This is a genomic window from Pseudomonas sp. Leaf434 (assembly GCF_001425545.1).
In the GTDB taxonomy this organism is placed as follows: Bacteria; Pseudomonadota; Gammaproteobacteria; order Pseudomonadales; family Pseudomonadaceae; genus Aquipseudomonas; species Aquipseudomonas siliginis.
Genome location: NZ_LMQZ01000012.1, coordinates 33,026 through 56,018 on the forward strand (window position 1 = coordinate 33,026; position 22,993 = coordinate 56,018).

The following is a 22,993-nucleotide window of genomic DNA, read 5'->3' on the forward strand; positions in this document are numbered from 1 at the left end:
GTCGGTCAGTTCCTGATGGCCCAGAATTTCAGTTCAAGCTCGGCGAATTCGCCGGACACGTGGAACGCGAAACCGCCGGAGCGCTCGAGTTGTGCCAGGTCTTCGGAACTGAGTTCGAGGATGAAATAGGTTTTGTTCGAGTGGAACGCGATCTGCCGTGGGGCCACCGGCAACGGTTTGACCTTGATCCCCGGCAAGTGCAGGTTGACCAGTTGGCGGATGCGCTCCACCGGGCCGACCTTGAGGTGCTGCGGCAAGCGCTGACGCAGTTCTTCGGAGTCGCAGTTGGCACTGGCTGCCAGCACGAACGAGGCCGAGCCGAGCAGTTTGTGATCGTGCAACGGCGAGACGATGATGCCGTACTGACGCGCCTGCAGGATCAGTTCGATGGCGTGCTGTTCGAGCACCATCGACAGCACTTGGCGGATCGCTTCCATCAGTTTGCGGAAGCTTGCGCCCTGATCGGCGTGGGAATAGCGGCTGTCCAGACGCGGGCGTTTGCTCTCGCCGGAGAAGGTCGCCAGATCGCCGAGCATGGTCAGCAGCGTGCGATACAACTCTTCCGGGTGAACCTGCTCAAGACCGAGGTAATGGCGCAGCAGCAGTTCGGTACGGTTGATCAGTTGCAGCATCATGAAATCGCCGACTTCAGCGCCGCCGACCTTGCCATTGGAGCGAATCCGCTCGGCAATCGTGTCGCCACGGTGGCTGAGCATGCTGATGACTTCTTTCAGGCACGACAGCAAATAGCTGGAGGCGTGGGCCTGAATGTAGGTCGGGACGAAATCCGGGTCGAGGCTGATCACGCCGTCGGGCGTGGTGTCGAGCACGTCGCAGATTTTCAGCTTCACGTAGGCCTGATCGCTCTGCTGCTCGCCGAGCAACAGTTTGAAGTCCGGACGACCGCAGCTGACCTGGCTGGCGGAATCATCGCCGGCGTTGGAGTCGGCGACTTCGGCGTCATACGCGGTGTAGCGCGCGAGCACGTCGGATTGCTCCGGGCGCCGGGCCTCGATGTGGTTGCCAGTGACCAGCGGCAGCGCCAGATAGATCGGCGTGTTGCCGGTGTTCGGCGGCACGTCCAGCGCCAGCGGCTCAGTGTTGCCACCAAGTTCGAACAGGCTGCCGTCCGGCAGAATCCCCGAGGCTTCACTGATCACCAGTTTGCCCATGTTGAGGAACTGCAAGTCGATTTCCAGATTGAGAAAACCCCAGGTGTAGCCACCGAGCAATTGCGTGCGGGTTTTCATCTGGTGATCGTAATAACGATCGTTGTGCTGGAAGTGCTGCGGTCGCAGCAGCATGCCTTCCTGCCAAATGACTTTATGGGTGTTCATGATCAGTCATCCGCCTTGGCGAGCACTTGTTGGGTATTGCGGATACCGGCCTGATCGAGGGTCAGATCAGCCTCGGTGAGTTCCAGCGGGGTGATCTGCACGGTGTGGCGCCATTGCGTATCCGGCAGGTCGCGATAGGCAGCAAGGATGCCCACGTAACGGCTGCCCTCCTCCACGCTGAGTTTCAGTTCCACTGTTTCACCCGGGCGCAGTTCGAGTTCTTCGCTGGCCACCAGATCCGGGTTGAGGGATTCCTTGGCGCGTTCGTAGAGGCTGAAGAAGTCAGCGTTCTCGAAGGTCACCGGGTGCTTGAGTTCGAACAGGCGCACGACGATCGGCGACGGCCGCCCGTTGAGGTCCGGATTGAGCTGATCGCTGCCGGTCAGCTTGAGGTTGATCTTGGTCACTTTCGAGTACGGCGACAGCGACGAGCAACCAGCGAGCACCACCAGCACGGTGAGCGCAGTCAGCGTCTTGAAAAAAGCGGTCGAGCGGCGAGACATGCGCATCATCCTTGGTGGTCGGTGTGGAGGGTGGAGATCAGGCGGATCTGTTCTTCGTAGGCCTGGGCAAAGTCGCGGGCCAGCAGACGCTCGCTCCAGTCATCGTCCTGACGCAGTGCCTGGTGATAGCGGCCGAACGCTCTCCAGCGCCCACCCGATGTTGCAATCAATGGCTTGTTGTCGCGCTCGAAACGCAGGGTCAGTTGCTCTGGCGAGAAGTGCTCCAGCGTGCCGCGTACGGCAGCGCGACTGGCAGTCAGCAGCGCCACTTGGTGCGCCTGCAAATCACGGAATGCACGGGAGATCGCCTGCTCGGCCGGCAGGTGCCCAGGCTTGCTTGGCTGCAACAGAATCTGTAGCGCTTCGCTCGGGTCGACGGCGAATTTCAGCGGGTTCTTGTTGGTGCCTTGCACGGTGGTCTGGGCCAAACGCAGCTCGTTTTTCAGCTCGGAGCGGGTGCGCAGGCTCTGCTGCAAACCGCCGATGCTCTGGCGCAGCAGGCGCGCAGCGTTCAGCGCCAGCGCTTCACGTTCGTCGTGGCTGAGGCCTTTGACGTCGACGCCCAGCGCCGCGCCGAAGTGCTCCCAGAATCCTTCGCTCTGACGCTCGACGGCTTTCGGTGCAGGCGCCGGCTCAGGTTCGACCGGGGCGGCAATCAGCTCCGGGACCATCAGGCTTTCCATATCGATGCGCGCGTAGTCGGCACGCTGACGGGAATCTTCCGGCTTGGCGGTAGGCGACAGCAGTTCGTCGATTTCCGAGTACACGCGCTCTTGCTGTTCGAGGGCGTTGAGCGGGTCGAGGTCGAGGAACGCGTCGTCCGGAATGATGCTGCCAGCGGCGCGCGGGCGGCCGACTTCGCCGTCGAAGGTCGCCGGATCACGAACCAGCCGCGCACGGATCTCGAAGTCGCCGAGAATGTAGGTGCTGCCGTGCTCGATGCGCACCGGCTCGCCCTTGTGCAGGCGTGCGCCACTGCTGCCGTCCTGGACACCGTTGCTGCTGGTGTCGGTGAGGAAGAACGAGCCCTCGCGGTAGCTGACAATCGCGTGATGATTGGACAGGTGCCGCTTGCGGTCAGGGATTATCCAGTCGCAGTCCTCGCCGCGCCCGATCACGCCGCCGGCCTGCTTGAAGGTCCGCTGGCACAGCTCGGTGGGCACGAACTGCTTGGTGTTCAGCATTTCGAAAACCAATTCCATGTTTGATGCTCCTTGCGGTCACTTGCCGCGATTGACCGCTTGCGGATCACCCAACGGGCGATAGTCGTTGTCGTTGAATTTGTAATTGCCGCTACAGCCGCCAAGGCCGCATAGAACGACGAGGGTCAGCAGGACAGCGTGCCAGTGACGAACAGACATCAGAGGGTCTCCAGGTGTAGACAAAGCACAAAGCGCCGACCCTTGCGGGCGGCGCTGAAATAAGTTTTTGAGGTGGGCTCGAAGCCTCTAGATCGGGGCCTTGAGCCATAGCCTGGAGGTACGACGACCTCCCGTGGCGAGGGGACTTGTCCCCGTTGGGGTGCGCAGCGCCCCCATAACCTGCCAGCGCGATTTCTCAGTGAAACCGTATGTACCGGACTGCGACTGCTGCGCAGCCGAACGGGGATAAATCCCCTCGCCACAGGGTATGTGTTGGGATCGAAGAAGTGCTGTAGCTCAACCATCAAAGTCACCCAAATTGATATTCAGGCGCCCGAGGCGGTACAGCAGCGTGCGCCGTGGCAAGCCCAGTTCGCGGGCGGCGAGGGTCTGGTTGCCGTCGTTCTTGCGCAGGCAATCGAGGAGCAAAGTGCGCTCGACCTGTTCCAGCCGTTCGCGCAGATTCAGGCCGCTGTTGTCTTCGGGCATCGGTTCCAGGCGCAGGGAAAAATGCTCGGCGAGCAACTCGCCACCCTCGCAGAGCAACACCGCGCGCTCGACCAGCGCCTTGAGTTCGCGAACGTTGCCGGGGAAGGTGTAACCGCACAGATGCTCCAGCGCCGAGTCCGACCAGCGCACCGGGTCACGCTGCAAAAACGTGCAGGTCTTCTCGGCGAAATGCCGGGCCAGATCGAGGATGTCGCCTTCGCGCTGACGCAGGGCCGGCAGCTCGATCGGGAATTGTGCGAGGCGGTAGTACAAGTCCTCGCGGAACTTGCCTTCGCTGACCAGCGCCGCCAGATCACGGTGCGTCGCGGCGATGATGCGCACGTCGATCTTGTGCGTGTCGTTGGAACCCAGCGGACGAATCTCGCCTTCCTGCAACACACGCAGAATCTTCGCTTGCAGCGACAACGGCATGTCGCCGATTTCATCGAGCAGCAACGTGCCGCCATTGGCCGCGTCGAACAGCCCTGCGCGATCTCGATCGGCGCCGGTGAAGGCGCCTTTGCGGTAGCCGAACAGTTCGCTTTCCAGCAGGTTTTCCGGAAACGCCGCGCAGTTCTGCACGATGAACGCCTGGGAGCGACGCGGGCCGCAATCGTGGATCGCCCGCGCCACCACCTCCTTGCCGGTGCCGGTCTCGCCACGCAACAGCACAGTGTACGGGCTGTGAAGAATCTTGCTGATCAGCGAATAGGTCTGGCGCATCGCCGCGCTTTTGCCGATCAGGCCGTAGCCGCTGATGCTCGGCACGCTGCGTGTGGCGGTGGCCGATTCGGCGGCTGGCTGACGCAGGCGTTGCAGCAGATGCAGTTGGCCGAGCACGAACGAGCCGAGCTGGCCGAGGGAGTCGGCGAAACCCTGCAAGTCAGTACGCCGACGACTGGCACACAGCAACAAGCCCTCGACCGACTTGTGCTGATTGACCAGCGGCACGCACAACAGCGACTGCCACGGCGTGCTCGCCGCCGGTAGAAAACTGGTTTCGTGCAGGCTGCCGGTCAGGTCGTCGAGGCACACCACGCGGTTCTGGCACAGGGCGAATTGCAGCAGTTGCTCGCCGTTGTAATCCGCTGGCAGGCTCGCCGCCTGACGCGGTTGCAGCGCACCGTCGAGGCACTCGGCGTTCATCCCCAGGCAAGTGTGGGTGGCATCGAGCAGATACAGCTGCGTCAATTCACAGCCGCTCAGCTCGGCCAGGCCACGGACGAATTCACCCAGCAGCGCAGCACTGTCCGCCGCGCGCGAAAGACTGGCGAACTGCGCCAGCAACGCTTCGGCATAGACCAGTGGCTGCGGCACTTGAGTGAACATCACGCCCACCTCAGACGAACTCGCAGGTCACGCTGGAATTGCCGTCGAGCGTGGCATGCACACGCTTGAGGCTCTCGCCGGTCGCCATCGCGTCGAGCAGACGGTCGGCCACCAGCGGCAGTACGTGTTGATCGAGCAGATGATCGATCAGGCGCGCGCCGCTTTCGCTTTGCGTGCAGCGCTCGGACAGGTGATCGACGAGGTTCTGGCACCAGCTGAACTCCAACTGACGACGGTTCAGGCGCTCGCCGAGACGGCCGAGTTTGATCTCGATCAGCTCGCGCAGCACCGGGCCGCCCACCGGGTAGTACGGCACCACTTTCATCCGCGCCAGCAGCGCCGGTTTGAAGTGTTTGCTGAGTACCGGGCGAATGGTTTCTTCGAGCACTTCGGCGGTCGGCCGCGCGCCGTCTTCGCAGAGTTCGCTGATCTTGTCGCTACCGAGGTTCGAGGTCATGAGGATCAACGTGTTGCGGAAGTCGATCTCGCGACCTTCGCCATCGTTGGCCACGCCTTTGTCGAAGATTTGGTAGAACAGGTTGAGCACGTCCGGATCAGCCTTCTCGACTTCATCGAGCAACACCACCGAATACGGCTTCTGACGCACGGCTTCGGTGAGCATGCCGCCCTCGCCGTAACCGACGTAGCCCGGTGGCGCACCAATCAGACGCGAGACGGTGTGCTTTTCCTGGAACTCGGACATGTTGATGGTGGTGATGAAGCGGTCGCCGCCGTACAGCAGGTCCGCCAGTGCCAGCGCGGTTTCGGTCTTGCCGACGCCGCTCGGGCCGACCAGCAGGAACACACCGACCGGTGCATCAGGCTTGTTCAGACCGGCAGCGGTCGCGCGCATCGAGCGATCCAGTGCGTGCACGGCTTGTTCCTGACCACGGATGCGCGTGCGCAGATCGGTGGCGAAACTGGCGACCTTGGCGTTGTGCTCGCGGGCCAGTTGGGCCAACGGCACGCCGGTCCAGGCGCTGATCACTTCGGCAACCAGACGCGGGCAGACTTCGAAGCTGACCAGGCGTTCTTTGACTTGCGCGGCAGTCAACGCGGCGTGGGTTTCATGCAATTGGGCTTCCAGCGCTTCGACGCTCTGGCCTTCTTCGACTTCGGCGACCAGAGTTTCAATCACGGTGCCTTCGGCGTCTTCTTCCACGCTGACGGTCGGCTCAACAGCTGCAGCCTCGCGGGCCTTGGCCAGTTGCTGACGCAGTTCCAGCAGACGCTCGGCCAGCTCTTTCTGCTCAGTCCACAGGGTCTCGAGCGCAACCATCTCGCTTTCGGCTTCGTCCAGCCGCGCTTCCAGTGCTTCCAGCGCTTCGTGGTCGATCAGCAGACCGGCTTCGGCATCGCGGCGCAGGGCCTGACGCTGACGGCCGCCTTCAGCCAGTTCGCCACGCAGGCGCTCGAGGCTTTCCGGGGCCGCAGCGAGGCTGATGCGCACGCGGGCGCACGCGGTGTCGAGGACGTCTACAGCCTTGTCCGGCAGTTGCCGACCGGCCAGGTAACGCGCGGACAATTCAGCAGCGGACACCACCGCGTCATCGCGCAGGTAGATGCCGTGGCTCTTCTCGTAGACCTGAGCCAGACCACGCAGAATGGTCACCGCTTCGCTGACAGTCGGTTCGTGCAGTTGCACGGGCTGGAAGCGACGCGCCAGCGCCGGGTCTTTCTCGAAGTATTTCTTGTACTCGGCCCAGGTGGTGGCAGCGATGGTGCGCAGTTCGCCACGGGCCAGTGCCGGTTTCAGCAGGTTGGCCGCGTCGGAACCGCCGGCATTGCCGCCCGCGCCGATCAGGGTGTGAGCTTCGTCGATGAACAGAATGATCGGTTTTGGCGAGGCTTTGACCTCATCAATCACGCCTTTCAAACGACGCTCGAATTCACCTTTGACGCTGGCGCCGGCCTGCAACAGGCCCATGTCCAGCGAGAGTAATTCAACGCCTTTGAGCACCTGCGGCACTTCACCAGCAGCGATGCGCGAGGCGAGGCCTTCGACGATGGCGGTCTTACCGACACCGGCCTCACCGACGACGATCGGGTTGTTCTTGCGCCGACGGGCAAGGATGTCGACCATCTGGCGGATCGCGCCATCGCGGCAGAGCACCGGGTCGAGTTTGCCGTCGCGGGCCTGTTGGGTCAGGTTGTGGGTGAAGCGCTGCAACAGCGATTCGCCCTGTGCGGCCGGTTTGCCGTTGGCCGCCGGTTGCTCCTGTTGCGACAGGGCAAATTCTTTCAGGCGATCAATGTTCAGTTTGGCAAGCAGCGGTTGATAGCGGCTGCCGGCATAACGCATCGGGTTGCGCAGCAACGCCAGGATCAGCGCCGCGTCTTCGACCTGGGTCTGGCCCAGCTCGAGGTTGGCCACCAGCAGCGCGTCTTGCAGCCATTGCACCAGTTCCGGGGCGAACACCGGGTTGCGCGAAGCACTGTGCTCGACCCGCGACTGCAATGCAGCGGTCAGTTCACCGGCGTCGACGTCAGCATCTTGCAACGCGCGCGACAGCAAACCGTTCGGACGCTCGAGCAAGCCCAGCAGCAAGTCTTCGACCAGAATCTTGCTCCCGCCACGGGCGACGCAACGCTCGGCCGAACGTTCCAGATCACGACGGGTTTCGGCGTCCAGCGCCTGGATGAGTTGTTGCAGGTCTACGTTGATCATGGCTCACGTCCTTAATGAATTTTGCTGCCCAGGGTCACCACGCCGTCCGCTTTTTCGCGGCCCAGCCAACTGGTCCAACCGAGGCGACAGGCGTTCTGCTCACCGATGCGCAGTTCGCGGATTTCTTCCTGGCGCAGGACCAGGCGGATGTCGTAATCAAGCGGGTCACGCAAGGTGAACCGCACCAGCGCGCAGAGCGGCTGGTAGCCGAAACCGATCGGCAGGAATTCATGGAATCGCTGCCAGTCGAGTTCGGTGATGTGAATGCGGAATTTGCCGCTGCGGTCGCGCACGTGCTCGCCCAGCACCAGGTCTTCGCCGAGTACGCTGTTGGCGCGGCCCAAACGATTGCGCTGCTCGTCGAGGATTTCCACGCGGCGCTCGATGCACTGCTCGATGACCAGGTCTTCGTGCTTGAAGTAGTAACGCAGCACGGCTTCGATCAACGCCGCCGAGTGCGCCCGCAAGCTGAGCAAACCGAGGTACGGCAGCAGGCGTTTCCAGTTGAGTTCCTTGGCCTTGCGGATCTCGTCGCCGCCCAGGCCGATCAGCGCAAAGAGTTGCGCCGAGAACGGGTCGATCGCGCCGCTCTGGAAGCTCGCGCGGTAGCGGTACTTGCGCCAGATCGGCAGCATCAGTCGTTGCAGGCGATGGTGGAACAGGTCGAGGAAATTGCGCGTCGGGTTGCCGTCCTCGCTGTCGCCCAGGGCTTGTTCGCCATAGAACGCTGGCAGCGGCGAACCGGAGCCGACCAGGCCGATCAGGTTGAAGCGCATGCGCGCGCGCATCTTGCCGTGCTCTTCGAAAAACTCGACGCGATCGACGTCGCTGCGCGGAAAGCCCAGGCTCGGGTTGGCCTGGAACTCGACCTGGTCGTACAGATCGTCTTCGCTCAGATGCGGGTGTGCCTCGCGCAGCCGGTCGATCACCAGCAGCACGGCCTGAAACAGCGAGTACTCGCGTATTACCTTGGTCAGCCCGCTTAAAGCAGGGGCTGCAGGCCCATACGTGGTGTCCATTGGTACACCTCTCCCTGTGTGCTTTTTACCCGCAGTTCATGGAATGAATTGAGACTGGCGTAAAGCGCGAAAAACTCGTTGAGAACCGAAGCGAAGACGAACAGGTCGCCTTCGCCGATATAGCCTTCCGGGTCGATGGTCAGTTCGGTGCGCAAACCGCGCACCGGCAGACCGCGATGCAGGCGGTCGACGTGGTGATGCTTGATGTGCTTGAGGCCGCCGAGCAGGCGCTTGCTGACCTTTTCCGCGTGCTGGTCGTAGTAGCGAGGCAGGTCGTAGGTTTCCAGAATCACCTTCAACGCATTGACGTCCGCCAGCGACAGATAGTTAAGCGACATGTTGCTGATCAGCTTCCACAGGAAGTCACGGTTCAGCGGCGGCGCGAAACTCGGAGTGGCCGGGGTGATGTTGCGGAAACTGAGGAATTCCGGGGTCTGCTCGCTGGCCATGCAGATGTCGCCGAGCTTGAGCTTTTTCGGCAGGTTCTGGTTGGTGCACATCAGCTCGATCGACAGGGTTTCGTGGGCTTCGGTGTGGCGGATGCCGAAGCTCAGGTAAGTGTCGAGGCCGTCATGCAATAAGGACGAACGCTGGCGAATGCTGTAATGCGGACGGCTGTTGGGCACGTCGAAACTCGGGTCGTGCTCGAAGGACTCGAACGGCACGTATTCCTGATAACCGAGACCGCCGGGCTTCCAGCCAGTGACGGTTTCCACCGAGAACACACCGCAGTTCTCCAGGTCGTATTCCGCCGGCAGCAACAGGTACTCGTCCTGCTTGCCATCGAGACGGATCGGCAGCGCGTCGTGCTCGAACAGATTGACGATCGGCGTGCAGAACAGCTTCACGTTATCGAGGGTCGGACGCATGCGCATGATGCCGCTCTTGCGGATGTCGAAGCGCAGTTCGAGACCACGCATCTGCTTGAGCGTGTCTTCCGGCAGCGCCTTGAGAATGTCCAGACCGTTGACGTCGACGAACAGGAACTTGTCCTGGAAGGCGAAATATTCCTGCAGGTAGCGATAGCCACGGAAGGTGTTCAGCGGATACGGAATCAACGCTTCTTCTTCGGCAAAGCCCACTGGTTTGACCCGATCACCGGGAATCTTGAACGCCATCGGTTTGCCGCTGACGCCATCAATCGGCTTGCCGGCGGCGTCGAGCGGGATCAGCTCGATGCCTTCGAGGTTGCGCAGCAGGCTCAGATACAGCATCTGGCTGATGTAACGCTCACCGGCAAAGTGCAGGCGCAGCTTGCTCAGTTCCAGTTCGCCGAGGTGGCCGTCGGCGCTCATTTCCAGACGCAGGCTGAGCAGCGAACCGTCGCCCTTCACCGAGTAATTCAGCGCGGCAAGATCCAGCGGCAAGACTTCGGTCGGATAGCAGGTGCGGAAGCGGCAGCGCACGTCTTCTATCGGCTTGCTCTCGATCGGCGTATCGCGCTCAACCAGCAGCGCCGGGCCGGAACGCTTGAGCGGATCAAACTGCAAAATGCTGAACGCCGGCAGCGGGCGCATGTAGTTCGGCCACAGCAACTGCATCAGCGAATGGCTGAGCTCCGGCAGTTCGTCATCGAGCTTCTGGCGCAGGCGCCCGGTGAGGAATGCAAAGCCTTCGAGCAACCGCTCTACATCCGGATCCCGCCCGGCCTGCCCCAGATACGGCGCCAGCGCCGGACTACGCTCGGCGAAACGGCGACCGAGCTGGCGCAGTGCGGTGAGTTCGCTTTGGTAGTAGTGGTTAAAGGACATTTCTGGCTGCCTGGGTATTGATTCGTTTGATTTGAAAAATTAATCGACCAAAAGCACTAATAGCGGAAAACGAAAAAAATCATTTCGCACCCCGGGCCAACAAAAACCTTTCAAACTTGCCGGCCACCAATATCGCCAGCGTAGTAAGTCCGCCTGTTAGAACGATATAGGCCAACGCTCGAACGGGATAAAGCGGCAGCAGATAAACCAATATCAAGGCCACCATAAAAAACACAACACACAACTTAAAACGTCGATTCGGAATTACAGCAACGAGCAAATTAACAAAAATGAATAAGTAAAAAACCATATACATGGCAATTCCAATGGAAGCACCACGGGACGTTAACCCGCCGAATAAAAATTTATAGAGAGAAACACCATAGTAATTAACAACGACGTAAATTACGCAGGTAAAAAAATGGACGAGCAAGCTCCCAGCTATTCTCGTCATCATCTCTTCCACTCTCCGTACGTATCTACAGAGCCCTGCGTAATGAAGCTTTTCAACTTCTGGTCGGAAACGCCGAGATAAACCGTGCTCGTAATTACTTTCTCGCGATAGCCCATTCGCCCCACAAATACTTTTACCGTTTCCGTACGTAGATCAAAGTTCTCGGAGGCCCACAAAGCACCGCGCAGCACCATGTAGTTATCGTATTCATTGGTTTTGTCCTCCTTCGGAAATATAGGAAGACCATCGCCATACTCCATGCCGGTTTCAACGGTTTTCTTGATAGCCGTTTCCACGGACTTGGTTTCCTCCAGATATAACCGGTATGTATCGGTAGCGAATGGTATTTGCCCTACACCGTCAGCCCAGTAAGGTTCGCCCTCGATCATGACCAACAAGAATCCAGAACCGCCCTCCGGACTGTCTTTCCAATCACCCGGCATTTTAGCGGCGAAGCTAATCGACATTCTGTCAACAGCTGCAAACTTGGCAATTTCCGCCCAAGTAAATTGTTTATATGCATTGTATGCATCGGTGCCAGCGACTTTGGACTCGGGATTTATCCAAGATTTTTCCCGATAATTATCAGCTAACGGCTCAAACCACTGAATGGCTTCCGCATACAGTTTTTCGGCCGTCATGATTCTGAACTGTGCATCTGTCGCATTCGGCTTTACCGCGAAGAGAGGCACGCCATTGCCTCTAGTTATCAGCCACATACTTGGCAAAGGAAGCTTTTTCGGCTCTTTATCCTCGCTAGGCGTAGTTTCGCCTTCAATTTTCAACTCCGTTTTACCATCGGAGGTCTCGAAAATATGTGCGATGCCATCGATAACAATAGAGGTTTCCACGTGCTTACTCCGCCGACACGTAGATGGTAACCATCTCGCCTTGTTTACCCGTCGAGAAACATCCCGTGCCACCGGCCGCCGATGAACGTCCTGCTTTTTCTAATCCACTCTCAGAAACCATTCTGTAATTCAAGTTCTCGACGGGCTGTCCATCCGCTGCATGGAAGGAAAAAACACGGTTAAAGACTCCGGGAATAACAACAGGCTCTGGCGGCACAAACGGCGCTGGCGTATGCGAATTGCCAATAATCACCGTCCCGGACCCAGCCGTGACCTTGTTGCCGTGAGATCCAACCGAACCTACTGTCGCAGCCGGTTTGCCGTTGATCAGAACAGTGGTCGCCAAGCCGCCCGACAGCGCACCACCACACGCCGAGGCATCGCCTTGGCGGGCGGCCGCGAGGCCATCGAAAAACACGTCGCCGGAACCGGCGGCGATCGGGTTGGTACCGTGGCCGGGGAGCGGGCAAGCGGTGGGGTCGGATACGCGTGCTGCGGGTTTGCCAGACATCGGGGATCTCCTTAGGTGACCTTGACTTGACCGCTGCCATCCAGGCGCGCGGAGAAACTGACCTGACGCTTGAAACCCTCGACTTCCAGCAGGCCTTCGATACTGAAGGCCAGGCGCAGTTGATCGTGGTCACGCGGCAGGGAAATGACACGCACGTTGCTCAGGCGTGGCTCGTAGGCTTCGATGAAGTTTTCGATAGCCAGACGGGCCTGACTCAGCGAGTCGTGCAGGCTCAGACGCATGTCATTGAGATCGGGCAACCCGTAGTCGGCCAGCGTTTGCACGCTGCCGGCCCGGGTGCTGAGCATTTTGGCCAGATGGGCAGCCACTGACGCCATGGCGCAAGCCTCAAGGCTGTTGCCCTTGCGTAGTTGTGCGTCGCCGTTGAGGCGTTCGAACAGGCTGCCGTATCCGTCCATGAGTCGCTCTTACTCTTTGTCCAGCTTGCCAACCAGCGACAGGGTGAAATCGGCACCCATGTACTTGAAATGCGGACGCACGTTCAAGCTCACGCGGTACCAGCCCGGCTCGCCTTCAACGTCGCTGACGATCACTTGCGCAGCGCGCAGCGGACGACGGCCACGCACTTCGGCGCTCGGGTTTTCCTGGTCGGCAACGTACTGACGGATCCACTTGTTCAGTTCCAGCTCGAGGTCGGTACGCTCTTTCCACGAACCGAGTTGCTCGCGCTGCAGCACTTTCAAGTAGTGAGCCAGACGGTTGACGATCATCATGTACGGCAGTTGGGTGCCGAGCTTGTAGTTCAGCTCTGCCGCCTTGCCTTCTGCGCTGATGCCGAAGAACTTCGGCTTCTGCACCGAGCTTGCGGAGAAGAACGCCGCGTTGTCGGAGCCTTTGCGCATGGTCAGGGAGATGAAGCCTTCCTCGGCCAGTTCGTATTCACGACGGTCGGAAACCAATACTTCGGTAGGGATCTTGGTTTCGATTTCGCCCATGCTTTCGAAATGGTGCAGAGGCAGATCTTCAACCGCGCCACCGCTCTGCGGGCCGATGATGTTCGGGCACCAGCGGAATTTGGCGAAGCTGTCGGTCAGCTTGGTGCCGAACGCGTAAGCGGTGTTGCCCCACAGGTAGTGCTCGTGGCTGTTGGCAACGGTTTCCTTGTACACGAACGACTTGACCGGGTTTTCTTCCGGATCGTACGGGTTGCGCAGCAGGAAACGCGGCACGGTCAGGCCAACGTAGCGGGAGTCTTCCGAAGTCCGGAAGCTCTGCCATTTGGCGAATTGCGGGCCTTCGAAGTGGTCTTTCAGATCTTTCAGATCCGGCAGGCCGGTGAAGCTTTCCAGACCGAAGAATTTCGGCCCGGCGGCAGCGATGAACGGCGCGTGGGACATGCACGAAACGCTGGCCACGTACTGCATCAGCTTGACGTCTGGCGAGCTTGGCGACATGTAGTAGTTGGCGATGATGGCGCCCACTGGCTGACCACCGAACTGGCCGTATTCAGCGGTGTAGATGTGCTTGTACAGGCCCGACTGCATGACTTCCGGCGAATCTTCGAAATCGTCCAGCAGGTCTTCTTTGGAGACGTTGAGGATTTCGATCTTGATGTTTTCGCGGAAGTTGGTGCGGTCGACCAGCAACTGCAGACCACGCCACGACGATTCCAGCGCCTGGAAATCCGGGTGGTGCAGGATCTCGTCCATCTGACGGCTGAGCTTGGCATCGATCTCGGCGATCATGCGGTCAACCATGGCTTTCTTGACCGGCTCACCGTTGTTCTGCGGCTTGAGCAGCTCTTCGATGAACGCCGACACGCCACGCTTGGCGATGTCGTAGGCTTCGTCGTCCGGGGTCAGACGGGTTTCGGCGATGATGCTGTCGAGAATGCTGTATTCGCCGCTGGCGGCGCTCTTCTCTTGTGCTGCGCTAGTGCTCATTGTGTTGGCTTCCTTGGCTACTGGAGTCTCAGGCGTCCGGGGCTGCGGCGTTCAGGCCCAGCTCACCGAGTACGCGACCGCGGGATTCGTCGTCGGCGAGCACGCCTTCGATCGCTTTACGGAACGCAGGTGCGTTACCCAGCGGGCCTTTGAGGGCCACCAGCGCATCGCGCAGTTCCATCAGTTTTTTCAGCTCAGGCACTTGCTCGACCAGGCTGGCCGGGTTGAAGTCCTTCATCGAATTGACGCGCAATTGCACGGCCAGCTCTTCAGCCTCGCCATCTTCCTGCAGACGGTTCGGCACGCTCAGCGTCAGACCCAGCTCTTGCTTGGCCAACACTTCGTCGAAGGTCATCTTGTCGATGCTGATCGGCTTGCGATCTTCGATTTTGCGATCGTCCTTGCGGTGGGTGTAGTCACCGATTGCCAGCAGCTTCAGCGGCAGTTCAATCTCTTCCTGAGCTCCGCCGGTGGCGGGTTTGAAGGTGACGTTGATGCGTTCCTTGGGGGCTACCGAGCCTTCTTTGGCCATGGCTTTTCTCCTTGCGGTTGTGGCCCTGGGGCCTATTCGAGTACCACTTCGAGGTCGAGGTGGCACAGCCTGCGATAAATCTCTTCCTTGCTTTCACGTACGGCGTGGTTCTGCGGCAACAACTCGCAGCAACTGTGCAGCAGGTGCAGCACTTGCAATGCAAGATCGGGCTCCCAGGCGTGCAGGCCTGAGTCCTGTAATGTCTGATCGAGGGTTTCGAGCTGGTTCTTGGCCAGTTCGTATTTCTTGGCCAGGAAACACAGCCGCGCGAGGGTGAACTGCCAGAAGAAGCGTTCGCGGCCACCGTGGGCCGATTGCAGACCCTGCTTGAGAATCTGCACGGCCGGCTTCAAACCTTCCTTGCGCAGAATTGGCTGGACTTCCTCGAGGGCTTTTTCCCAGGCCGGCTGGGTTTCGACGTTCTCGCTTTCGACCTTGCGCGGCGCGCTGGCGCTTTGCAGGTGCGGCATGACATTGGCGGCGATCCACGCGCGGGTGGACGGATCGGCAAACGGCGCGCCGTCATGGAAGCGCAACTCGATGATGCCCGGCAGGCGCTGAATCAAAAGCGCGAAGTGGATTTCCACTTCGCGCATGGCCAGCTCGGCGTTAAGGTTCTGGAGACATTCCCAGACCATCCTCTGGCCATCGAACCAGAACGGCGCCTTCGCCAGGCTCGCCTCCAGTTCCACCAGCAGATCGGCGTATTTGCCCTGATCGAAACGGTCCTGATAGAGCTTGAGCTTTTCCAGCGGCAGACCGCGCAGCACGGTGATCTGCTCGGCGTTGCGCTCGGGCACTGCGTCGATGGTCATCCACAACAGCGTGCGATTGAGGCGCAGGGCACGCAGATCGGTAGCCTTCTGCTTGAGCCACCAGGCACACAACGGCCGGGCGCTGTCCTGCTGGGCGCGCAGGGCTTTGTGCGCATCCCGCTCGTTGTCGATCGGTGCGCCAGGAGTGAGCAGCTGGGTCGCGGCCTGCTTGACCTGCGCCACCGCCGCCCCCACCACGCCGGGTGCCGGCTGGTTGTCGGCGGCACGCTGGATCATGGTTTTCAGGCGGCGGGAGATCGGCAGCAGCAGTGGCGCGTCATCGCCCAGATGTTCAGTGCACGCGGCCTCAAGACCGGCCAGGTGCTCGGAGAGCTGCCGGAACATCGGCAACTGCTCTTTGATCGCAATGTTTTCGGTGATGACCTGCTCGAGACGCGGCACCAGCCAGCCGATCGCGGCGGCACGGGTGCGGGGTTTGAGCGGGTGGACGTCGGCCCAGTTGTTTTCCGACAGATGGTGCAGCAGACCGAGGCCGGCAAGCAGCCCGGGGAAGGATTCGCGCTGGTACAGCGACCAGGTCAGCCAGGCGCCGACACGCAGATCCTTGGATTGGGTACGCAGCAGATTTTCGCTGTTTTCGCGGATTTTCAGCCAGTCGATCTGCCCGCTTTCGTGCATCGACGAAGCCTTGGCCAGCTCACTTTCCAGCGCCTCGAATTCGCTCGAAAAACGAACGTCTTCGCCCGCAAAATTCTCTTTGGAAACAGAGACTTTTGCGAGTTCGAGGTAATGGGCGGAAAGTTTGCTTGAGTAGGACATCCATGGCCTTTATTAAGGATTACAGTCATGCGCGTGAATGGAGTTTCAGCAACGCGGGACAGTATCGAAGAGCAGTTCAGCGACTCATCCAATTGAGATGTGCTCTTTCAAGTGGGCGCATCGTAATCACTATGATGGCCACTAGCAAGCATCTGATTAAACAACAAGACGAACTGTTCATTGCGATCTGTAGGAGATCGCCCTATATGTCGCAGGGGTTTCCCTGATGCCGTTTATAAATCAGCGCATTTTCCCGGCTCCCGCCAAACCATTGTCCCAGAGCCTCGGCCGCAGCCGGGCGAGTTTACCTGACGCCCGCACCCTCGAGCGGCGTGCAGCATGCCAAATTCAAAAAAAAATAGAAGTAGGACACTTCCTAAAATGACCGGGTTCCATCGAGAAGTTTGCAGCGACAACGATCAATGCAAAAAGTGCCACTATAATGATGGCATTTCATTATTCTGAAACTTTACTCCCCCGGCAAATACTGGCACTTCGATAGTTATCCGAGCCGCGTCCTACAGACACTTCTCGCATTCCAACCAAGACTTCCACACCGGAATACTCTGACAAATTTCAGGGATACTTCTTACATCAATTAGTTTGCCGCGCCGCTAGCTTGCCCTGGCAACTTTTCATGCGCGGCGATCAGGGAGGACGGTATCGCGCTTTGACTCACTTTGCTTAAGGACAAGCCCATGTTCTGCAAAGGCCACTGCGCGCCATTCTCACTGCATATCCCGGCCATTCGTCACGACTTCAAGGTGCTCGCGTTCACTGGCACCGAAGCGATCAGTCAGCTGTACGCATTTCGCATCGAGCTGGTGAGCGAGTACGCGGACTTCGATCTGGAAAGCCTGCTCAGCCAGCTTGCTTTTCTGCAATTCGGGTTAGCGGGCGAAGGCATTCACGGGCGGATCGAAAATGTCATGCTCGGCGAATCGGGAAAGCGCCTGACCCGCTATGAGCTGTCACTGGTACCGGCGCTGCATTATCTGCAAATGAGCCACGACCAGCGGATTTTTCAGCAACTGACAGTGCCGCAGATCATCGCGCAAGTCCTCAAAGGCCATGGCATCCAGGCCGATGACTTCACGTTCAATGTCGCCGCCGGTGAGCCTCGTGAGTACTGCACGCAATACGGCGAAAGCGACTTCCTGTTCATTCAGCGTCTGTGCGCCGAAGAGGGTATTGCCTGGCACCACCAGCATTCGCTCGACAGGCACTTGCTGGTGTTCAGCGACAGCCCGGTGTTCGCGCGCAAATTGGGCACCACACCCTTCAGGGTCGATAGCGGCATGGTCGCCGAACACCCGGTGGTCAACCACCTGAGCATGGGCTTCAACACCCGTACCAGCACGGTCACCCGCCGCGACTATGACCTCAAGCGCCCAAGCCTGCTGCTGGAAAGCCGCTTCACCGCCGAGTTCACGCCGGCTCTGGAGGACTATCGCTATCCACTGCTGATCAAGTCCGAGAAGCACGGCAAACAGCTGGCGCGTCAGGCATTGGAGCGCCATCGCAGCGACTATCAATGGATTGAAGGCAAAAGCAATCAGCCGATTTTGCGCAGCGGTCACCTGTTCGAGCTGAGCGAACATCCCAGGGCCGACTGCAACGAGTTGTGGCTGCTGGTCAGTCTCAGTCACGAAGGCAAGCAACCGGCGGTGCTCGAAGAGGCTTTCAGCAGCGAGGCGAAACCTGCCGATGGTTTTTCCCAGGGTTACCGCAATACCTTCAGGGCCATTCCCGCAGAGGTGGTTTACCGTCCGCCTTTGCCCGCGCCAAGGCCCTTGCTGGTCTGCCAGACCGCGCGCGTTACCGGGCCTCCCGGAGAAGAGATCTTCTGTGATGAATACGGCAGGGTTCGTGTCGAGTTTCCCTGGGATCGCGCTGAACGCAACAGCGAAAAAAGCAGCTGCTGGTTACGCGTAGCGTCCAGTTGGGCAGGTGACGGATTCGGTGCGGTGACCATTCCCCGGGTCGACATGGAAGTGGTCGTGACCTTCCAGGAAGGCGACCCGGACCAACCGCTGATTACCGGCTGCGTCGCCAACAAGGTCAATGCCGTCGCTCATCCCTTGCCGGCGAGTAAAACTCGCACGGTATTACGCAGCCAGAGCTCACCGCGCAATGGCGGCTACAACGAGCTGTCGGTCGAGGATCGCGCCGGGCAGGAGAAGATCTACCTGCGCGCGCAGCGCGACCTTGAGCAACTGATCCTCAACGACAGCCGCAGCCTGATCACTCGTGACCGCCATGAGCATGTCGGCAATGACAGCACCAGTCTCATCGAGGGCAGGGATTCGCGCACTCATCAAGGGCTGCGCAGCACCGTGATCAACGCCGATGACTTGTTGCAGGTCAGCGGCACCAGCAGCCAGACCCTGGGCGCTCTGGTGATCCAGGCCGGCCAGCAGGCGCATGTCACGGCAAGCAACGTGGTGATCGATGCCGGCATGAGCCTGACGCTGTCAGCGGGCGGTCATCACATCGTGATCAATGCCGGCGGGATTTTCAGCAGCGTGCCCATCGTTCAGGGCGGCGCGCCACTGCCGGCTCTCGCACCGCTACAACCGCTGCAAGTTGAGGCCGGCCTGCCAGCTGCGATCAACGCCACGCCGCTGTCGATCGTCAACAGCGCCCGCCAGCAGGCAGCGGATTTTTGCCCGCTGTGCGAAGCCTGCGCGGCGGGTCTGTGCGAGCTGGGAGAAGTCGCATGAGCCCGGTCGAACAATGGTTGCACGCTCAGTCCCGCGCCGGCTGCGAACTGTATCTGATGCTCGACACCGACGGCCAAAGGGCAGAGCACGCTGCGTTGACCCGCGACCTCGGCACCGAGCGGTTTCGTCCGCTCTACAGCGGCACGCCGGCCGAGTCGCTGGTGCCGACCGGCCCGCTGCTGTTGCAGATAGATACGGCGCAGCCCGCCCTCCAGACCTTGCTCGCCACGCCCGAGCGCAATTGGGGCTGGCTGGCCAGTGCCCGTCACGTCGAACTTGATCTGCTGGCGGCGCATTGGCGCGAGCGCCTGATAACCGGCGAACGCCCGAATCAGGCGGTGTACCGCGTGCATGACAACCGGGTTCTGGGCCGTGCGCTGGCGCACCTGCAACCCGAGCACCGCGCGGCGTTTCTCGGGCCATTCAACAGCGTTTGCTATTGGCACGCAGAACGATGGAACGCCATCGACAACCCGGACCCCGGCCACCACCCGCTGCCGATGGATCCGCCGTGGCTGCACACGCCGACCCCGGAACTGATCTACGCCAACGTGCTGTTCGACAACACCCGCCGTTACCTGGTCGGCGAACACACCGAAGCCATGGCCACGCTGGCCGAACAGCTCGACGTCGATGAGTGGCTGTGGGGCCTGATTCAACTGACGCACTTGTGGGGCTGGCAACAACCGGAGCAAGTGCATTTCTTGCTGACCCGCAGTTTGCAGTTACCGGGATATCGGCCAGGCAAATCATGGCTGCCCAAACCCGGTGAAGATCCGGCGATGCATTTTGAGCGGGTATATCAGGAAGCGTTGTATTGGCAGGGAGAAGTAGGTCGATGAGGAACTTGAAACGAGGGTTGATACTGAGTGGTTGCCTGGGATTGCTGGTGGGTTGTACGACGGTGAAGACCCCGAACACCTTTATGTTTGTTCCGGATTTTCCACCTGGATTCAAGTACGACCTGACGGCCACCTATGTTCCGGCCAAGGGCCAAACATGCACCGTGCCTGGCGGGAGAAACACTCAGCTGGGATACAACAAAACCAATATGAAGTACCAAGGGACTTCCGAGATCCCGCTGTACAGAACCGTAAGCGAATGTCCGCTGGCGCTGAATTACATCGAGATCAAGGTCATCGGTATTTATGGTTCAGGGCGAAGCAACTTCAGCTATGACTACGCCTCGATTGCTGTACGTCCGGAGCTGTTGGAACGACAGATGGGGACTTTCAGTGAGGACGGCAAGGGTGAGTTTTATGGTGAATGCAGGTGGTCATTCCGCACCGTCGGTCCACATCGTTCCCTGATCAAACTGCTGACCTGCAAAAACATGGACGCACAGGGAAACGTGCTGCGAACGAGACCTTCCACGGCGTACACATTGACTCAACTTGAGGGCAAAAAGGTGACGCTGAAGGTCAGGCTGGCAAGTGAAGAACTTCCAGCCATCGGCGATACCTGGATCAAAGTACCCCGCGGCTGGAAGCGCTGTATGGGTGACAACTTCGAGGATCAATACGCCTTTTGCTACGGCAACGACAAAGATTTCAGCACTTTCAAAATGGTCGATGGGCGGGTTTGCACCATCTATCCGGGATGCACGGAGCAAGGGGCACCATGAACATTGAGACTCTCTCGGCGACCGATTTGCGCTTCATGCAGGGCGACATACATGCCTGCCCTAAACGCGGCCATCGTACCAGCTTCCAGCTAGTGGACGAGTTCGGCGACGGTAAGCCATACGCTGGTCTGTCTTACGAAGTGATTGATTACGAAGACACGGTCCATAGCGGAAAACTTGATGCGACTGGATCTGCAAAGATCGACGATCATTATTGCGGTCCACTAGTACTCAAATTGAAGAGCCGCTATCAAGGCAGCGAAAAATCTTACACATTTTTGCAAAAGCGCCCCCACTATCCCCTCCCCATCACCGAACTCCAGGTCCGCGCCGAAAAAACCCGCTTCTTCCACAAAACAGGCACTCGCACCCAAGCGAACCCCGCCAAGGACCTGCCCGAAACCGACGCGTACTGTCAGGTCGAAGTCAGTGAACTGGTAAAACACATCGCCCACTTGCCGCCGCTGGCTGCTCGTCGCGACGCTCCGAAGAGGGCGGCGCACAAGCTCATGCGCCCCGCTGCGAAGTCCAGAGACTTCACGGTCGTCGATAAAACTTCTGCGGATGGCGGACTGCACACCATCTTGAGTGCGGCGGAGATGGCCACCGTCGAGTTGGGGTTTTCCCCGCCGCCGCCCAAGGGCGTCGCACTGCTGCCGAACAAACACCATGTGCTGGAAGTACGGCCGATGAGAGCGCTACGGCCAATGCTGTCGACAGGCGACGCGTTCTGCGCGCTCAACCTTTATCAGCTGTCGGTGATGGCGACGCTGAGCTACACCGATTTCGGACAGGAACCCAACACTCAACCGGTGCAGACCGACACGGTAAGCTTTCCGCTACAGCCCAGCAGCGGCAACTGGTTCGGCCACGCGCTGCCGCAGTTCGATGAGTTGTGGAAGGTCGATGACTCACAATCGCAGAAATACTATCCACTGTATGAAGACGTGCCGTATTCGAAACGCCTGGAAGTGGTGCCGTTTGACCCGAATCTTTACCCCGAAGTGAATGACCCCGCGTTAGGGAATCAACAAGAACACCCCGCCAGACTGCATTTTTTCGATGATCGCAAACAGGTCGAAAGCACGGACACTCAGGCTTTCATCTGCCACCACGACGAACTGATCCTGATCAGCGTACGCGGTACCAGTGAGATCTGGCCCGACGGCCGGCGTGACGGCGATGCCTATCAGGTTCCCTTTGCCGAAGGCGAAGGCAAAGTGCACCGCGGTTTCTACGGTGGCGCTTTGGCGGCTTATCCATTTATCGTGACTTATCTGGAAAAATTCTACAGCGGGCAAAAGCTGCTGATCACGGGTCACAGTCTGGGCGGTGCAGTTGCACTGATCCTGTCCGAGATGCTGAGACGCAACCTGGAGTTCTCCCCGCAAATCGTGCTCTACACCTACGGCGCCCCCCGCGCCGGCGACACCACCTTCATCGAAAGCGCCAAAGCATTGGCCCACCACCGCATCGTCAATCAGAACGACCCGGTTCCGAGCGTCCCCGCCACATGGATGAATACTTTCGCCAAGCCGAAGGAAATGTATGCGGCCAACGTGGGACTAGTGGCCCTGCATCCAGTTGGAGGTTTCGCATTTCTGATCCTGGGAATGATCAACTTACTGGGAGATGACTATGGGCATCACGGTGATTTGCGTCATTTCATGCCGGTGACATTTGGCGAAGGTCACAAGTCGTCGATTCTGTGGAAACCGGGTTGCAGCACGATCATCGATCACGGCTGCGCCAAGGCCCTGCACGCTACCAACGGCTTACCCGAACGCGAATCGTTTTTGCGGCAGTTGTTCTCCGCAGGTCACCACTCAATGGTCGGCAGCTACATCCCCGGCTGCTGGGCCAGCTTGCGCCGTTGGCAGGAAGCACTGCAGCTCAAGCGTTCGCTGGTGACCAATCGCGAATACGAGTGGATCAGCAGCGCCCTGGAGAATATTCAGCAACAGCTGCGGGCCGTTAAGCGCGATCTGCAAAACAACCACCGTTCTTACGTGCGAGAGCAGGAGAGCGTGCACAAGACGCTGATGCTCAATCAGGAAATAGACAAGATCAGCATGACCAAAGCCCGCCTGACAGCGCTGCGCAGTCAACGGGTCACTGAGACCGACGTTTACGGCAGCTATGCCGACCAGCCCGAATGGGTCGAGGAAGGTCTGCTGCGCTGGAACGCCCACCCTGAAAACCTGGTTCAGGAGCAACTGGCGATGATCCCGCCAGCCGCTGAAGACCACGATGCCGCTATCGCCGCGATGACCGGAGGGCATGCGGTTGGCGCGCCGTTTCGGCTGGATATTGATTCGTTCATTTAACTTAATCAGTCAACA

At 59.5% G+C, this 22,993-nt stretch carries 19 protein-coding genes; 4 read left to right on the forward strand and 15 right to left on the reverse strand.

Going from position 1 to position 22,993, the window contains the following annotated elements; all coding sequences use genetic code 11:
- Positions 1–5: 5 nt before the first annotated feature.
- The 15 genes from tssK to tssA all read right to left on the reverse strand — a co-directional run bounded on the left by tssK (position 6) and on the right by tssA (position 16,304).
- The gene (gene tssK / locus ASG55_RS23685) at positions 6–1,337 is read right to left on the reverse strand and encodes a type VI secretion system baseplate subunit TssK (RefSeq protein WP_016772510.1); all 1,332 of its coding nucleotides are present in this window, start codon (positions 1,335–1,337) and stop codon (positions 6–8) included.
- 2 nt (positions 1,338–1,339) lie between these two features.
- A complete protein-coding gene (tssJ, locus tag ASG55_RS23690; protein WP_056790864.1) occupies positions 1,340–1,840 on the reverse strand; it encodes a type VI secretion system lipoprotein TssJ in 501 nt (166 codons plus the stop codon).
- A 5-nt stretch (positions 1,841–1,845) separates the two neighbouring features.
- Positions 1,846–3,042 (reverse strand): type VI secretion system-associated FHA domain protein TagH, encoded by a 1,197-nt coding sequence (gene tagH / locus ASG55_RS23695; RefSeq protein WP_056790868.1) that lies wholly within the window; start codon positions 3,040–3,042, stop codon positions 1,846–1,848.
- An 18-nt stretch (positions 3,043–3,060) separates the two neighbouring features.
- Entirely contained in the window at positions 3,061–3,201 is a 141-nt protein-coding gene (locus ASG55_RS23700; protein ID WP_003229566.1) for a hypothetical protein, read from the reverse strand.
- A 297-nt stretch (positions 3,202–3,498) separates the two neighbouring features.
- On the reverse strand, positions 3,499–5,019 hold the full coding sequence (locus tag ASG55_RS23705; protein ID WP_056790872.1) for a sigma-54 interaction domain-containing protein: 1,521 nt from the start codon (positions 5,017–5,019) through the stop codon (positions 3,499–3,501).
- A 10-nt stretch (positions 5,020–5,029) separates the two neighbouring features.
- Positions 5,030–7,687: a type VI secretion system ATPase TssH gene (tssH, locus tag ASG55_RS23710; RefSeq protein ID WP_041476615.1), complete on the reverse strand. Its 2,658-nt coding sequence runs from the start codon at positions 7,685–7,687 to the stop codon at positions 5,030–5,032.
- An 11-nt stretch (positions 7,688–7,698) separates the two neighbouring features.
- Positions 7,699–8,706 carry a type VI secretion system baseplate subunit TssG gene (gene tssG / locus ASG55_RS23715; RefSeq protein ID WP_056790879.1) on the reverse strand — a complete coding sequence of 336 codons (1,008 nt, stop codon included), beginning with the start codon at positions 8,704–8,706 and terminating at the stop codon, positions 7,699–7,701.
- A complete protein-coding gene (gene tssF / locus ASG55_RS23720) occupies positions 8,670–10,457 on the reverse strand; it encodes a type VI secretion system baseplate subunit TssF (protein ID WP_056790882.1) in 1,788 nt (595 codons plus the stop codon). Before tssF ends, tssG begins: the two co-directional genes overlap by 37 nt.
- Positions 10,458–10,536: 79 nt before the next feature.
- Positions 10,537–10,914, reverse strand: coding sequence for a hypothetical protein (locus tag ASG55_RS23725; protein WP_056790885.1), 378 nt, complete (start codon positions 10,912–10,914; stop codon positions 10,537–10,539).
- Positions 10,911–11,762 (reverse strand): hypothetical protein, encoded by an 852-nt coding sequence (locus ASG55_RS23730; protein WP_056790887.1) that lies wholly within the window; start codon positions 11,760–11,762, stop codon positions 10,911–10,913. The genes ASG55_RS23725 and ASG55_RS23730 overlap by 4 nt, the downstream gene beginning before the upstream one ends.
- A gap of 4 nt (positions 11,763–11,766) precedes the next feature.
- Positions 11,767–12,273, reverse strand: coding sequence for a PAAR domain-containing protein (locus tag ASG55_RS23735; RefSeq protein WP_056790890.1), 507 nt, complete (start codon positions 12,271–12,273; stop codon positions 11,767–11,769).
- An 11-nt stretch (positions 12,274–12,284) separates the two neighbouring features.
- Positions 12,285–12,692 carry a type VI secretion system baseplate subunit TssE gene (tssE, locus tag ASG55_RS23740; protein WP_007920274.1) on the reverse strand — a complete coding sequence of 136 codons (408 nt, stop codon included), beginning with the start codon at positions 12,690–12,692 and terminating at the stop codon, positions 12,285–12,287.
- Positions 12,693–12,701: 9 nt separating this feature from the next.
- A complete protein-coding gene (gene tssC / locus ASG55_RS23745) occupies positions 12,702–14,177 on the reverse strand; it encodes a type VI secretion system contractile sheath large subunit (protein WP_016772499.1) in 1,476 nt (491 codons plus the stop codon).
- 28 nt (positions 14,178–14,205) lie between these two features.
- A complete protein-coding gene (gene tssB, locus ASG55_RS23750) occupies positions 14,206–14,709 on the reverse strand; it encodes a type VI secretion system contractile sheath small subunit (RefSeq protein ID WP_016772498.1) in 504 nt (167 codons plus the stop codon).
- Positions 14,710–14,741: 32 nt separating this feature from the next.
- A complete protein-coding gene (gene tssA, locus ASG55_RS23755; protein WP_056790892.1) occupies positions 14,742–16,304 on the reverse strand; it encodes a type VI secretion system protein TssA in 1,563 nt (520 codons plus the stop codon).
- Between the two features lie 698 nt (positions 16,305–17,002).
- On the opposite strand from tssA, the gene tssI reads away from it, so the two are divergent.
- The 4 genes from tssI to ASG55_RS23780 are packed head-to-tail and all read left to right on the forward strand — an operon-like array spanning position 17,003 to position 22,978.
- On the forward strand, positions 17,003–19,027 hold the full coding sequence (tssI, locus tag ASG55_RS23765; RefSeq protein WP_056790898.1) for a type VI secretion system tip protein TssI/VgrG: 2,025 nt from the start codon (positions 17,003–17,005) through the stop codon (positions 19,025–19,027).
- Positions 19,024–19,869, forward strand: a complete 846-nt coding sequence (locus ASG55_RS23770) for a DUF4123 domain-containing protein (protein WP_056790900.1) — start codon at positions 19,024–19,026, stop codon at positions 19,867–19,869. The genes tssI and ASG55_RS23770 overlap by 4 nt, the downstream gene beginning before the upstream one ends.
- Complete coding sequence (locus ASG55_RS23775; protein WP_056790901.1) at positions 19,866–20,651, forward strand: hypothetical protein; 786 nt, start codon at positions 19,866–19,868, stop codon at positions 20,649–20,651. The genes ASG55_RS23770 and ASG55_RS23775 overlap by 4 nt, the downstream gene beginning before the upstream one ends.
- Positions 20,648–22,978 carry a lipase family protein gene (locus tag ASG55_RS23780; protein ID WP_056790905.1) on the forward strand — a complete coding sequence of 777 codons (2,331 nt, stop codon included), beginning with the start codon at positions 20,648–20,650 and terminating at the stop codon, positions 22,976–22,978. The genes ASG55_RS23775 and ASG55_RS23780 overlap by 4 nt, the downstream gene beginning before the upstream one ends.
- The last annotated feature ends 15 nt before the right edge of the window (positions 22,979–22,993 follow it).

What these genes read in the sequence shown, in the direction of transcription:
- tssK (WP_016772510.1), bottom strand. Translation starts at nt 1,337, where the DNA reads ATGAACACCCATAAAGTCATTTGGCAGGAAGGCATGCTGCTGCGACCG.
- tssJ (WP_056790864.1), bottom strand. Translation starts at nt 1,840, where the DNA reads ATGTCTCGCCGCTCGACCGCTTTTTTCAAGACGCTGACTGCGCTCACC.
- tagH (WP_056790868.1), bottom strand. Translation starts at nt 3,042, where the DNA reads ATGGAATTGGTTTTCGAAATGCTGAACACCAAGCAGTTCGTGCCCACC.
- ASG55_RS23700 (WP_003229566.1), bottom strand. Translation starts at nt 3,201, where the DNA reads ATGTCTGTTCGTCACTGGCACGCTGTCCTGCTGACCCTCGTCGTTCTA.
- ASG55_RS23705 (WP_056790872.1), bottom strand. Translation starts at nt 5,019, where the DNA reads ATGTTCACTCAAGTGCCGCAGCCACTGGTCTATGCCGAAGCGTTGCTG.
- tssH (WP_041476615.1), bottom strand. Translation starts at nt 7,687, where the DNA reads ATGATCAACGTAGACCTGCAACAACTCATCCAGGCGCTGGACGCCGAA.
- tssG (WP_056790879.1), bottom strand. Translation starts at nt 8,706, where the DNA reads ATGGACACCACGTATGGGCCTGCAGCCCCTGCTTTAAGCGGGCTGACC.
- tssF (WP_056790882.1), bottom strand. Translation starts at nt 10,457, where the DNA reads ATGTCCTTTAACCACTACTACCAAAGCGAACTCACCGCACTGCGCCAG.
- ASG55_RS23725 (WP_056790885.1), bottom strand. Translation starts at nt 10,914, where the DNA reads ATGATGACGAGAATAGCTGGGAGCTTGCTCGTCCATTTTTTTACCTGC.
- ASG55_RS23735 (WP_056790890.1), bottom strand. Translation starts at nt 12,273, where the DNA reads ATGTCTGGCAAACCCGCAGCACGCGTATCCGACCCCACCGCTTGCCCG.
- tssE (WP_007920274.1), bottom strand. Translation starts at nt 12,692, where the DNA reads ATGGACGGATACGGCAGCCTGTTCGAACGCCTCAACGGCGACGCACAA.
- tssC (WP_016772499.1), bottom strand. Translation starts at nt 14,177, where the DNA reads ATGAGCACTAGCGCAGCACAAGAGAAGAGCGCCGCCAGCGGCGAATAC.
- tssB (WP_016772498.1), bottom strand. Translation starts at nt 14,709, where the DNA reads ATGGCCAAAGAAGGCTCGGTAGCCCCCAAGGAACGCATCAACGTCACC.
- tssA (WP_056790892.1), bottom strand. Translation starts at nt 16,304, where the DNA reads ATGTCCTACTCAAGCAAACTTTCCGCCCATTACCTCGAACTCGCAAAA.
- tssI (WP_056790898.1), top strand. Translation starts at nt 17,003, where the DNA reads ATGTTCTGCAAAGGCCACTGCGCGCCATTCTCACTGCATATCCCGGCC.
- ASG55_RS23770 (WP_056790900.1), top strand. Translation starts at nt 19,024, where the DNA reads ATGAGCCCGGTCGAACAATGGTTGCACGCTCAGTCCCGCGCCGGCTGC.
- ASG55_RS23775 (WP_056790901.1), top strand. Translation starts at nt 19,866, where the DNA reads ATGAGGAACTTGAAACGAGGGTTGATACTGAGTGGTTGCCTGGGATTG.
- ASG55_RS23780 (WP_056790905.1), top strand. Translation starts at nt 20,648, where the DNA reads ATGAACATTGAGACTCTCTCGGCGACCGATTTGCGCTTCATGCAGGGC.